This window comes from Wenzhouxiangella sp. AB-CW3 (assembly GCF_014725735.1).
Lineage (GTDB): Bacteria > Pseudomonadota > Gammaproteobacteria > Xanthomonadales > Wenzhouxiangellaceae > Wenzhouxiangella.
The window spans coordinates 3,253,617-3,266,814 of the sequence record NZ_CP061368.1; the positions used below are offsets into that span (position 1 = coordinate 3,253,617).

Sequence of the window (13,198 nt, forward strand, 5' to 3'; positions counted from 1 at the left end):
GTGAACGATGTTTGAAGAAACAAGGAGTTTTCGATGAGCACCGTACTGATTGCCGACGACGAACCCAACATCGTCATCTCGCTGGAATACCTGATGCAGCGCGAGGGCCACGAGGTGCTGGTTGCGCGCGACGGTGATGAGGCGCTGGCGATGATTGCCGAGCACCGCCCCGACCTGGTGCTGCTCGACGTGATGATGCCGGGTCGCTCCGGTTTCGAGGTCCTCAAGGCGGTGCGCGGCAACGATGAGATGGCCGCCACCCGCATCCTCATGCTGACCGCGCGCGGGCGGGATACCGACCGCACCAAGGGCGAGGCACTGGGCGCCGACGGCTACGTGGTCAAGCCGTTCTCCACGCGCGAACTGGCCGAACAGGTGCGCGATATGCTGGGAGAGAACTGAACATGCGGCGTGCCGAAAAGTGGCTGTTTGCCGGCGTCGCCCTGGTCGGGCTGGTCTGCCTGGCCTGGCTGATCGTTGCCGGCGTGCTGCTGTGGGCGGTGCTGGATCCGGCCGACTGGGCGACGGTCACCGAGGCCCTGGGCGGACGCGCCGGGCTGCTGATCTTTCTCTGGGCGCTGGCGCTGGTGCCGGTCACCGGTACCTTGCGTTTTTTGATTGCACGCTACATCACCGCGCCCGCCCGCCTGGCCGAGGCGGCCCGGCTGCGGCTGGACAACCCGGTCGATGAACCGCTGAAAGTCGACGGCAGCCGCGAGACGCAACAGCTCGCCGACATCTTCAATACCCTGATCACGCGCCATCGCGAATTTCAGGAAGCCACCGATGAGCGCGTGGCCGAGGCCGGACGGCGCATCGAACTGGAACGCGGCCGGCTGGCCGCCCTGATGTCGGAACTGCGCAAGAGCGTGATCGTGTGCAATCTCGACGGGCGCATCCTGCTCTACAACAACCGGGCCCGGCAGCAGTTTCGCCGGCTGTCGGGCGCTGCCGAGGTCACCGGCGGCGCGGAACTGATGGGACTGGGCCGTTCGATCTACACCGTGCTCGACCGCCGCCTGGTTGCCCACGCGCTCGATACCGTCCGGCGCCGGCTCGAAAGCGGCGCGGAGAGTCCCGGCGCCCAGTTCGTGACCGCCACGCCGGGCGGCAAGCTCCTGCGCGTGCAGGTCACGCCGGTGTCGGAGGTCGGCGACGGCGAAGCCTCGCCAACACGCATGGCCGGCTTCGTGCTGCTGACCGAGAACATCACCGACGACATGCAGGCTGATGCCGAAAAGGATCGCCTGCTGCAGTCGCTGACCGAGGGCAGCCGTTCGGCACTGGCCAACACCCGCGCCGCCATCGAGATCCTGGCCGATGACGAGGTCGATGAGGCCCTGCGCGACCGCCTGCTCGGCGTGATCCACGAGGAAGTCACCTCCTTGAGCGAACGCATCGACGAGTTGAGCGCCAGCTCCACCGAGCGACTGCGCTCACGCTGGCCGCTGGAGGAAATGCTCGGGAGCGAACTGGTCGATGCCGCCGTGCGCCACCTGGCCGAAGAAGGGGAAATCCGCGTGGCGCACGAAGGCAACGGCGAGGAGATCTGGCTGAAGGTCGACAGCTTTTCCATCCTGCAGGCACTGGCCCATCTGGCCGGGCGAATCACGGATGAACACTCGGCCGGATCGGTCAGCCTGCGCCTGGTCCGCCACGGCAAACGAGCCGCGCTGGATCTGCTGTGGCAGGCACGGGGCGAGGGCCCGAGCGACCCGGCCTGGGAGAACGAACCGATGCAGGCGGGCAATGAGCAGCTGTCCATGAGCGTGAACGATGTCATGGAACGCCACGGCGGCACCTGCTGGCATGAAAGCACAAACGGCGAGAAACACTGCTTCCGTCTGCTGCTGCCGGTCGCCGAGCCGGTCGAGCGCGGCACCGGGGCGCTGGCCGGCGATCGCGAAAGCCGACCCGAGTACTACGACTTCGACCTGTTTGCCACCACCCCTGAGACCCATTCGCTCGACGATGCCGAGCTGGGCCGACTCACTTTCACCGTCTTCGACACCGAGACCACCGGCCTGGACCCGACACACGACGAAATCATCCAGATCGGCGCGGTGCGCATCGTCAATGGCCGCCTGCTGCGGCATGAGTTCTTCGAGCAACTGGTCAACCCGGGCCGCAGCGTTCCGGCCGCCAGCACCGCCATCCACGGCATCACCCCGGAGATGGTCCGCGGCCAGCCGGACCTGGAAACCGTGCTGCCGGCCTTCCATGCCTTTTGCCAGGACACGGTGCTGGTAGCCCACAATGCCGCTTTCGACATGCGTTGCCTGCAGGTGGCCGAGAACCGGACAGGGGTGGTGTTCGACCAGCCGGTGCTTGACACCCTGCTGCTCTCGGCACTGGTCCACGAGCACCAGGCCGAACACAACCTGGAAGCGCTTGCCCAACGCTTCGGCCTGGCCATCGTCGGTCGCCACACCGCCATCGGCGATGCCATGGTCACCGCCGAAATCTTCGTGCGCCTGATCCCGCTGCTAGCCGAGCAGGGCATTCATACCCTCGGCCAGGCTCGCTCGGCCGCACAGAAAACCCAGTTCGCGCGCATGCGTTACTGATCACCCGACCTCGACTCAGCCCCAAGGGAGCGCCAACCATGAACGCCACCGACATTCGCGAATTCCTGAGTACCGTTGCGCCCTTCTCGGAGCTGGAGCGGGAGGCCATCGACAACCTGGCCGGATACTTCAGCGAGAAAAGCTTTGCCGGGGGCAAGGAAATCGGGACTTTCAGACAACCCGGCCGGCACGGGCTGTTCGTGATCCGCGCCGGCGCCGTCGCCATTCTCGACGAGGCCGGCCAGGAACTGGAACAGCGCGGCCGGGGCGAACTGTTCGGCCACGCCATCGCCCTGGACGGCGGCGTGCGCGACTATCGTGTCCGTGCCGTCGAGGACTGTCACCTGTTTCACCTGGATGCCGGCATCCTCGATCAGTTCAGTGCCGACCACGACATCGTGCGCCGTTTTCTCACCGCCGATCCCGGCGAGCGTTTGCGCTCGCTGGCCCAACGCAGCACCGGCACCCTGGCCGACATCGAGCTGCGCCAGCCAATCACGGCAAGCGCCGACACCCCCATTGCCCGCTGCGCGTCCCTGATGGCCAGCCACCAGGTCAGTTGCCTGCCGATCACCGCCGGCGACGACCTGGTCGGCATCGTCACCGACCGCGACCTGCGCACCCGCGTGCTGGCCGCCGGCATCGATCCGTCCGCCGCCATCGACCAGGTCATGACCCGCGACCCGCTGACCGCGCGCCTGGTCACCCGCATCGACGATGCGCTGGTGGAAATGATGCGCCTGGGCATTCACCACCTGCCGGTGCGCGACGAGTCCGGACGACTGGCCGCGGTGGTCAGTGCCGGCGATCTGCTCAGACTGCAGGCGCCGCATCCGCTCCGGCTGGTGCGCGACATCCAGCGTGCCGATGCGGTGGACGATCTGACCCGGCTGGCGCGCAAGGGTCCCTGCCTGCTGGCCAGCCTGGCCGGACGCGGCAGCGAAGTGACCGAAGTCGGGCGCATTGCCAGCATGATCACCGATGCCTGCACCAAGCGCCTGCTGCAACTGGCGCAGGAGCAACTCGGCCAGGCGCCCATGGAATGGACCTGGCTGGCCTTCGGCTCGCAGGCGCGCATGGAACAGGGCCTGGTCAGCGACCAGGACAACGGCCTGCTGCTGGCCGAAGCGCCCGACGAGGCGGCGTCACGGTACTTCAAGCAACTGGCCGAGTTCGTCTGCGACGGACTGGCCGACTGCGGCTACATTTACTGCCCCGGCGATGTCATGGCCAAGAGCCAGTGGCGCATGTCATTCGATCAGTGGCGGCACACTTTCGAGGGCTGGATGCTCGAACCCGAGCCGCAGTCGGTAATGAACTCCTCGATCTTCTTCGACATGCGTCCGGTCGCCGGTGATATTGATCTGGGCCGGAGACTGCATGGCGAAGTGCTCGACCAGGCCCGCGAGAGCAAATTGTTCCGGCGTTTCCTGGCTGCCGAGTCCATGCAGCATCGCCCGCCCCTGGGCTTTTTCGGGCGGCTGGTCCAGGAAAGCAGCGAGGACAAGGGTCAGGGCATTAATCTCAAAAAACGCGGCGTGCTGCCGATTGTCGACCTGGCCCGCGTGCGCGCGCTCGAGGGCGCCATCCGGGTCGTCCACACCGAAGAGCGCATCCAGTCCGCCGCCGAGGCCGGCATCATGAGCGAGCGCGATGCCGACGACCTTATTCATGCCTTCCGCTTCATCGGCAATATCCGACTGAAGCACCAGGTCGCGCTCTACGAGCGCGGCGAGAAACCCAACCACCTGGTCGACCCCGATACACTTTCGGGCCTGCACCGTCGCTACCTGCGCTCGGCCTTCGGCATCGTGCGCACCGCGCAGAAGGCGCTGGCCCAGCGGTACCAGGTCTAGTGGGCAGTAACTTTACTAACAAGAGCATCCGTGCCAAGCTTGCACTATCGGACCTTTCCTCTGTTGAGGTGGAGTCATGATCAGCCCCGTTCGCGTCATTGCAGCCCTGACGCTTCTGATCAGCCTGGTTTCGACCGGCATCGCAGAAGAGCCAGCCATTTCCTACCAGCGCATTCACTCGCTGATTACCGACCAGGACAACCGCATCAGCCTGAGGGTATGGGATGACGGACGCATGGAGATCCGATTTCCTTCCTACACCACTCGCGCCGGCACCTATCATCGCGACCTGCAAGACGATGAGATGGCCGAACTTCATGCCATTTTCGAGACCTTGCAGCCCATCGATCAGTCCCGACTCGACCAGCACCTGGACCAGTCGCGCAGTCAGACGCCGACCCATGTGGCCGACGCCGATGTCGTGCACTTCGAACGTCGCAGGAACGACGACCTGGAGATTTCATTGCGAGCCCCGGCACCGGACGTATGGTCACGCATTGCCCGGGATGTGGATGAACTCGCCGTCATGAACAGCGCAGAACAGGCATTGCGCAGCTGGATGGATCAGCAGATTGCCAGGTCGGGAGAATGATTATGAAAACCGTACTGTTGGCCGGACTGATGCTCGCTGCCCTGCCATGCGCCCACGCAGGCGTGTTCATTTTTGCCGAGGGCACCAATGGCCTGGCTCCGAATGCCAATCTCATCACCCACCCCACCGGATATACCGGCGCCGACAATCAACACTTGAGCATCTCCGTGTGCATACACCCCGACAGTGAAAGCAAGACGGAGCTGGAGATTCCGGTCCGCAATTCCATCACGGTCTGGAATCAGTTCACACCCACACAGGGCAACGTGAATCGCCCGGACCCGGAGCTGGACGTCAGTGAGGTCGATGCGGAAAGCGTGCTGTTGCACGAAGTCGGCCATTGCATTGGTCTGGCTCACCCCAACCTGGCCTCGGAGTCCGGCCTGTCAGGCAGTGATGCCCATTACGCCAAGACCCTGGAAGGCCCCAACGATGTCTATGACCTGGATCCAGGAGCAGACCAGGTGATCGGTACTCGGGACGACCAGCGCGGCGACGACCTCAACCTCAACTGGTTTCACGAGAGCAGCAATGACCCCTTCTCGTGGCCGGCGACTATCGATGGCAGCACCTATTCAGTTGATGTTTCGGATCTCCCCACCGGCCATGAGTTTGTCGAAATCGCCGGCTGGGACGTCTGGGATGAACGGGAGCTGGATCACACCATCGCGGTGATGTTTCAGGGCATCACCAACTCCGAGACCCGGCGCGAACTAAATCATGACGATGCCGCCATGATCCGTCTGGCTATGGGCGGCACCGACCGCACCCAGGGAACGGCCAAGGACTACACCTATGAGCTGGAGTATGGTGGCGTCGATGATGACTGTGACATTACGGTCAAAATGACCGGCCAGAGCTTCGGAGTCTGCCAGGTATCCGCGACGTCCATCAGCACTAATCACTTCAGCATTTCGAGCGCCGAGATCGAGTTGGGCTCAACCTCGGAGTTCAACTGGCATTTCAACACCGAGCTGCTCGAGGAATTCCAGATATTCCATGACCGCTTCGAACAGGAGTAATCCCTCCATCAGTCAGCATCGCTCCCCCTGACAGTTTTGCATGAGGCATTTGGCCACGATCCTGCGCATAGGTGGGTATCGACCCCCGATACCCAACCGCAGGATAGCCAATGACCGCAATAAACCGACTGATACCCGTTCTCGCCCTTGTAGTACTGACGCTTCCAGCCACCGCCGTCGGGTACGAACGCCAGTTCGATCAGCTCATGCACCAGGCCCACGCGGCGGTGAACGAAGAGCGAATGGAGGACGCGGCAGATTCTATCCGCGAGCTGCAGGAACTCATGGACGAGGCCGACGATCCCGAGCGCGGGCATGTCGCCCACTACTACAATCTCAAGCGCTATGTGCTCTACGAGATCGGCGAGACCGAAGCCGCTCTTGAAAGCTGCGAACGGGCGGTGGAGCGCCTGATGCCCGAAACCTCGAGCTTCGTGTACCTGGAAGATCAGCAGGTCATCCGGGCCACGCTCCGGGCCTGCCTGAACATGCACGCCTGGGACACGCTGGAACAGGCTGAGTCACTGGAAGCGCTTGTGCCGGCCTTCGAGCAGGTCATGACGATCTACAGCCTGGTCGTCAACGAACCACCGGAAACGCTGGAACGGTTTCACGTCACGCGCGCGGCCGTCCATCTGACCGCGGCACAGTTCGAACCGCTGTTCGAGAGGGCAGCCTTCGCCCAGTTGCAACCGTTTGTTGGAAACCCCGATCTGCCGTATGCCGACCACGACATCCTGAAGGCGGCCCTGGAAAGTGAGGCCTTTTCAGAGTTCGAGTATCGCCCGGCGAACGAGTCGGTGACGGTCGACGACATGCCGGCGGCCGTCCGGCCACCCGACACCATCGGTGAACACCTGGTGCCTTTGGCGGAAGCCTGCCACGCCGGCGACTGGGTGGCCTGCGACGACCTGTATGACCAGGCCCCACTGAACAGTGCCGCCCTGACTTACGGTGACACCTGTGGCGGACGCCTGAGGAACAACGACTACTATTGCGAGGATGTTGCCGAAGACCGGCCACGCACCCTGCGACGACGTCGGGCGCAGGACATTCCTGCCGACCTGATCGACACCAGCGTGGAACTGGCAAAGTCGTGCTATCAGGGCGAGCTCGAATCCTGCGACCAGCTCTTCGAATACTCGCCACCGGGAAGCATCGACTGGCTATATGGCGACCTGTGCGGGCTGCGCTTCGATTCCAACCGCTACTACTGCACGCAACTGGGAAGTCTCTGAACCGAAGAAACGCCGCTGCAGGATGTCTGCAGCGGCGTTGATGCGGGCCCGGCAGTTGACCTTTCCCGCCCCGGTACAACTGGCACTTACAATTCAACCAGTTCGACGCGGCGATTCTGTGAACGACCCTCTTCGTTGCGATTGGTGGCCACCGGCGCCATCATCCCGGCCCCGGCCGACTGCAGTCGGTCCTCGTCGATGCCGTGCTGATCCTCGAGCCACGACGCCACGGCCTGGGCACGCTCCATCGACAGGTTGAGGTTGTACTCGAAGTCGCCGACGTTGTCGGTGTGACCGACAATCAGCAAATCCAGCTCGGAGTTGTCCTCGAGCACATCGGCAATGGTGGCCAGGGCATCGGCCGACTCGTCGATGATCTCGGCACTGTCGAACTCGAACAGGATGTCACGAACCGCCACGCGCCCCTCGGAGATGATCCCGGCCTCGATCTCCTCGGCACTGAGGTCCTCACGATCGTGGGCGGCGACGATTTCGTCGCGCTCGGTCGGCTGCTCTTCAGGCGGCTCAGGTGCAGCCATTGCGAGTGTTGCTTCTTCCTGGGGCTCCTCGACGACATCGACCCGGATGGTCGGTTGACCATCGTCGCGGCGATTGTTGTACATCAACACGTTCACGTACACGCTTTCTTCTTCGTGGCTGGCGGCCAGAAATCGCATGTCGCGTTCGCTACGGCTTCGTGGCCAGCCCAGGTGATGCACAGTGAGTCCGCTGGGTCGATCGCGATCAAACGTGTCGAAGCGGTGAAAACGCCGACCCAGATCATCCCGGCCACTGCCGGCGAACTCGATTTCGAAACCGGCCTGCTCCAGGCCCTGACGATAGGCGCGCTTGACCTGCAGTGTGCTGATCATGGTGTCCCGCAGGAGATAGGTCAGCTGGGTGTGCTCGCCCTCGAATTCGCGCTCATCCGGGAACTCACCGTCATCGTATGGGCCGAAAGTCAGCGTGACACGATCATATTCAGTGAATCGGTAGGTGATGATCTCGCTGCCGTCGACGCGTGGCACAAGGCGATGATCGCCCCATTCCTCGGGCTCTCCGGCGATGGCATGGACCGGCGCCATCAATAGTGCAACCGGCGTGGCTGTCAGCAACAGGATTCGCTTCAACATCATAATAAATCAGTGATTTCGAATGAACGGTCATTGTAGGGAAATCGCCGGTCATATGGGGTGAATCCGGGAAAATGCAGTCCCGATGGCCGCTCGCCATGTCAAGCTGGTGATGATGGCGGTGAATCGGGGATAATGCGCGGCTGTTTTCCATGCCGACTCGAAACCTCCACATGACCGAAGCCGTTCAAGCCGCGATTGCCCGACAGATTTCCGTCGACGTCTCCGCCCCGCCTGGACAGGTTTCGGCGGCCATCGAACTGCTCGATGGTGGCGCGACCGTGCCTTTCATCGCGCGTTACCGCAAGGAAGCCACCGGCGGTCTGGACGACGCGCAATTGCGACTGCTCGAACAGCGCCTGGGCTACCTGCGTGAACTCGAAGACCGGCGCGCCACCGTGCTGGCCAGCATCGATGAGCAGGGCAAGCTCAGCGATGAACTCCGGGCAGACATCGAAGCTGCCGACACCAAGGCTCGGCTCGAAGATCTTTACCTGCCCTACAAGCCCAAACGTCGCACCCGGGCGCAGATCGCGCGCGAGGCCGGCCTGGAACCACTGCTCGACGCACTGCTCGAAGACCCGGGCCGGCAACCCCAAGACGCGGCCGAAGCCTACGTCGACAGCGACAAGGGGGTGGCCGATGCCCAGGCTGCGCTGGACGGGGCGCGCCAGATCCTGATCGAACGGGCCGGCGAGCATGCGGATCTCATTGGAGGCTTGCGCGAGTGGCTGCACAAGGTCGGACGCATTCATGCGCAGCTTGTGGCCGGCAAGGAGAACGAGGGGGCCAAGTACCGCGACTATTTCGATCACGTCGAGCCGATCTCGAAGATCGCCTCGCACCGCCTGCTGGCGCTGTTTCGCGCCCGCAACGAGGGCATTCTCACCCTGGACCTTGAGCCGGGCGACCCGCCCGAGGAAGGTCATGACCGCGCCATCGGCCGTGTGGCTGCCGCCCTTGGAATCGATCCGGGCGCACGACCGGCCGACGACTGGCTGGCCACCGGCGTCCGCCTGGCCTGGAAGGCCCGGCTGCATACCAGCCTGAGCGTGGACCTGTTCATGCAGGCACGCGAAAAGGCCGAGGAAGAAGCCATCCGGGTGTTCAGCGACAATCTCGGCGATCTGCTGCTGGCCGCGCCGGCCGGGCCGAAAGTGGTCATGGGGCTGGACCCGGCCCTGCGCACCGGGGTCAAAGTGGCCGTGGTCGACGGCACCGGCAAGCTGCTGGACACGGCCACGGTCTATCCGCATGCCCCGCAGAAACGACGCGCCGAAGCGCTCACCGTGCTGGCCGAGCTGTGCCGGCGTCACGCCGTCGAGTTCATCGCCATCGGCAATGGCACGGCTTCGCGCGAGACCGACCAGCTCGCCTCGGAGCTGGTGCGGGCACTGCCTGGTCGCAAGCCGCAGAAACTGATCATCAGCGAGGCTGGCGCCTCGGTGTACTCGGCCTCCGAGCTGGCCAGTCGCGAGCTGCCCGATCTGGATGTCAGTCTGCGTGGAGCGGTCTCCATTGCCCGGCGGCTGCAGGACCCGCTCGCCGAACTGGTCAAGATCGACCCCAAGTCCATTGGTGTCGGCCAGTATCAGCACGATGTCGACCAGGGCCGACTGGGCCGGGCGCTGGATGCACGCGTCGAAGACTGCGTCAATGCCGTCGGCGTTCATGTCAATACCGCCTCGGCCGCCCTGCTCTCCCGCGTCGCCGGTATCTCGGCCACGGTGGCCGCCAATATCGTCGCCTGGCGCGACGAGCACGGTGCGTTCAGAAACCGTCGTCAGTTGCTGAAAGTCCCGCGACTGGGTGAAAAGGCATTCGAGCAGTCTGCCGGCTTCCTGCGCATTGCCGATGGCGACCACCCGCTCGACGCCTCCGCGGTGCACCCGGAAGCCTATGCGCTGGTCGAACGCATGCTGGAAACACTCGAAAAGCCGGTCACTGAAGTGATCGGCAAGCGCGATTTGATCGGACGCATCCGCGCGGCCGATTTCGTCGACCAGCGCTTCGGCCTGCCGACCATCCGCGACATTCTCGCCGAGCTGGAAAAGCCCGGCCGCGACCCCCGGCCCGAGTTCAGGACCGCACGGCTGGCCGACGATGTCGAAACCCTGGCCGACCTCAAGCCCGGCATGGTGCTGGAAGGCACGGTCAGCAACGTCGCCGCCTTCGGCGCCTTTGTCGACCTGGGCGTGCACCAGGACGGACTGGTCCACATCAGCGCCATGAGTCGCAAGTTCATCAAGGACCCGCGCGAGGTGGTTCGCGCCGGTGCAGTCGTTCAGGTCAAGGTGCTCGAAGTCGACCTGCAACGCAAACGCATCGCCCTGACACTACGCCTCGACGATCCTCTGCCCGGGGATGACAAACCCGCGGACGCTAAACCGGCAGGTGGCAAACAGAAACCGTCACCCTCCGGAAATCGCCGCCAGAAAGAGAAACCAGCCGCCAGGGGCAGCCTGGCCGACGCCTTCGAACGCGCGAAGCGCTCCTGACCGGGAGGCCCGAAGCGCGCGCTATTGGCCAGGATGCCTCAGCAACCCGCCCCACCCGGTCACTCCAGGGTGACCAGGTAGCCGGCGCCGCGGCGGCGGATTTCCAGGACCATTTCGCGGCCTTCGGACAGCGGGAACTGGTTTCTGAGTTCGCCCAGGTTGCGCACCAGCTGACGGTTGATGGCGACGACGACATCGCCTGATCTCAGCCCGGCCTGCCAGGCCTCGGAGTTGCGGCGGACTTCCTTGACCAGCACGCCCTGGGCGCGGGAGCGGTCTGGAATGCGTTCGAGCACGATGCCGTCGAGGCGATCGTCGAGCCGATGGCCCGATATGCGGGCATCCAGGTCTTCCTCGATACGAACCCGGGTGGAGCGTTCGCGTCCGTTTCGCAGGTAGTCGATGCGCACGGTGCTGCCGACCGACAGCAGCCCTTCGACATGGCGGAACGCGCCGGCGCCGGTCACCGGCCGTTCGTCGATGGCCACGATGACATCACCGGCTTCCAGGCCGGCCTCTTTCAGGGCGCCGCCAGGCTCGATCCGGGTGATGACCGCGCCGCGATGCACGTCCACTTCCAGGGCTTCGCGCAACTGCGACGACAGGTCCTGGACTTCGGCGCCAAAGCTGCCGCGACGCACCTCGCCGAACTCCACCAGCTGCGCCATGACGTGGTCGGCAGTGGTGGCGGGAATGGCAAATCCGATGCCAACATTGCCGCCCGAGGGGGTGAAGATGGCGGTATTGATGCCGATAAGTTCGCCGCGCAGGTTGATCAGTGCGCCACCGGAGTTGCCGGGATTGATCGAGGCGTCGGTCTGGATGAAGTTCTGGTATTCGAGTCCGCGCAGGCCGCTGCGACCCAGCGCCGAGACGATTCCGGAAGTCACGGTCTGCCCGAGACCGAAGGGATTGCCCACCGCGACCACGAAATCACCCACGCGCAGGCGATCGGAATCGGTCAGCGGCAGTTCGTGCAGGTCGCTGGCATCGATGCGGATGACCGCCAGGTCGGTATCGCGATCACTGCCGATGAATTCGGCGGCATACTCGCGTCCGTCCTCGAGCATCACGGCAATATCGTCGGCACCGTCGATGACATGGTTGTTGGTGAGAATCAGGCCCTCGGCCGCATCGACGATGACACCGGAACCCAGGCTTTGCTGCACGCGCTCACGCGGCACCGTCTGAAAATCGAAGAAGCGGCGGAAGAACGGGTCGTCGAAGAACGGACTGGTGCGCACCTGGACCCGCGTGCGGGTATGCACATTGACCACGGCCGGCGTGACCTTCTCGAGGATCGGGGCCAGCGATGGCAACGGCTCGCCGTCCACTTCGGCCGGCAGTGCCGAGAGGGCCAGGCTCGCGTACAGCATCAACACGGTGGCTGAAAACAGCTTGTATGAGTTGCGCATCGGTCTCGTCATCGTCGCAGTAGGCGGATCGCGCCGTTTGACTGGCGCGTCGTGAAATTGGTTCCGGATGGCACGGGCTTCAAGGGGCTTCGGGACATCATCCGGCGGAAAGGCCAGTGCCGTCGTACAGGCGGCAGGCGGTTTGTTCGGAGGGGGCTTGCATTTGTGCCGAAAAACCGGATGATATGAACGCAGATCGGGAATAAAACACCCTATATGTGGTGTAGCTTTGACCCCGGGAGCACTAGATGTTGAACCTGGATCAACAAGTTCTGCGCACCGACGTAACCGGCATGCCACTGGAGTGGATCGGCTATCAGTCCGCCGTGAGACTCATCGTGCTCGGTCAGGTCAGCTATGCGCTGGGCCGGGTGCTTTACCACCTGCACGGTGGAATCAATGCCCGCAGTGGCCGACAGACGACCATACCAGTCAATGCCATCATCGCCACGCAGGGTTCACATCCCGATGCGCACCGCTTCTACGACTGCTACACGCCGCCCTTGTCCAACCGCGCCCTGTTCCGCCGCGATGAAAACCTCTGCCTGTATTGCGGCACACAGTTTCCCGAGCGACTGCTGTCGCGCGACCACGTCAAGCCGATTGCCCAGGGCGGTGTCGACACCTGGTCGAACGTGGTGACGGCGTGCAAGCGCTGCAATAATCACAAGGGCTCGCGCACACCAGAAGAGGCTGGCATGCAATTGCTGGCCATCCCGTTTACGCCCACGCATGCCGAGTATGTCTATCTGCAGGGCAAGCGCATCCTGGCCGACCAGATGGAATTCCTGCTCGCCCACTTCCCCCGCAACAGTGTACTGCGCCGCCGTCTCGAGTCGGTTCCGGCACCAGGCCCGGCCTGAAAGCGGCGATCTTG

General features: G+C 63.8%; 10 protein-coding genes. 8 read left to right on the forward strand and 2 right to left on the reverse strand.

What is annotated here, in order from left to right; all coding sequences use genetic code 11:
* Positions 1–33 precede the first annotated feature (33 nt).
* The 6 genes from IC757_RS14050 to IC757_RS14075 all read left to right on the forward strand — a co-directional run bounded on the left by IC757_RS14050 (position 34) and on the right by IC757_RS14075 (position 7,275).
* Positions 34–402 carry a response regulator transcription factor gene (locus IC757_RS14050; protein WP_190974916.1) on the forward strand — a complete coding sequence of 123 codons (369 nt, stop codon included), beginning with the start codon at positions 34–36 and terminating at the stop codon, positions 400–402.
* 2 nt (positions 403–404) lie between these two features.
* Positions 405–2,567, forward strand: a complete 2,163-nt coding sequence (locus IC757_RS14055; RefSeq protein ID WP_190974917.1) for an exonuclease domain-containing protein — start codon at positions 405–407, stop codon at positions 2,565–2,567.
* A gap of 38 nt (positions 2,568–2,605) precedes the next feature.
* The gene (locus IC757_RS14060; RefSeq protein ID WP_190974918.1) at positions 2,606–4,423 is read left to right on the forward strand and encodes a DUF294 nucleotidyltransferase-like domain-containing protein; all 1,818 of its coding nucleotides are present in this window, start codon (positions 2,606–2,608) and stop codon (positions 4,421–4,423) included.
* 76 nt (positions 4,424–4,499) lie between these two features.
* The gene (locus IC757_RS14065) at positions 4,500–5,015 is read left to right on the forward strand and encodes a hypothetical protein (RefSeq protein WP_190974919.1); all 516 of its coding nucleotides are present in this window, start codon (positions 4,500–4,502) and stop codon (positions 5,013–5,015) included.
* A 2-nt stretch (positions 5,016–5,017) separates the two neighbouring features.
* Positions 5,018–6,037 (forward strand): hypothetical protein, encoded by a 1,020-nt coding sequence (locus IC757_RS14070; protein WP_190974920.1) that lies wholly within the window; start codon positions 5,018–5,020, stop codon positions 6,035–6,037.
* A gap of 110 nt (positions 6,038–6,147) precedes the next feature.
* A complete protein-coding gene (locus tag IC757_RS14075) occupies positions 6,148–7,275 on the forward strand; it encodes a hypothetical protein (protein ID WP_190974921.1) in 1,128 nt (375 codons plus the stop codon).
* Positions 7,276–7,361: 86 nt separating this feature from the next.
* On the opposite strand, the gene IC757_RS14080 is transcribed toward IC757_RS14075, so the two are convergent.
* Positions 7,362–8,411 carry an OmpA family protein gene (locus IC757_RS14080; protein WP_190974922.1) on the reverse strand — a complete coding sequence of 350 codons (1,050 nt, stop codon included), beginning with the start codon at positions 8,409–8,411 and terminating at the stop codon, positions 7,362–7,364.
* A gap of 170 nt (positions 8,412–8,581) precedes the next feature.
* Here IC757_RS14080 and IC757_RS14085 point away from each other — a divergent pair, with 170 nt between their 5' ends.
* Positions 8,582–10,906: a Tex family protein gene (locus IC757_RS14085; protein ID WP_190974923.1), complete on the forward strand. Its 2,325-nt coding sequence runs from the start codon at positions 8,582–8,584 to the stop codon at positions 10,904–10,906.
* A gap of 59 nt (positions 10,907–10,965) precedes the next feature.
* Here the strand turns inward: IC757_RS14085 and IC757_RS14090 are convergent, their stop codons facing one another.
* Positions 10,966–12,321, reverse strand: a complete 1,356-nt coding sequence (locus IC757_RS14090; protein ID WP_190974924.1) for a Do family serine endopeptidase — start codon at positions 12,319–12,321, stop codon at positions 10,966–10,968.
* A gap of 248 nt (positions 12,322–12,569) precedes the next feature.
* Here IC757_RS14090 and IC757_RS14095 point away from each other — a divergent pair, with 248 nt between their 5' ends.
* Positions 12,570–13,184, forward strand: a complete 615-nt coding sequence (locus tag IC757_RS14095) for an HNH endonuclease (RefSeq protein ID WP_190974925.1) — start codon at positions 12,570–12,572, stop codon at positions 13,182–13,184.
* The last annotated feature ends 14 nt before the right edge of the window (positions 13,185–13,198 follow it).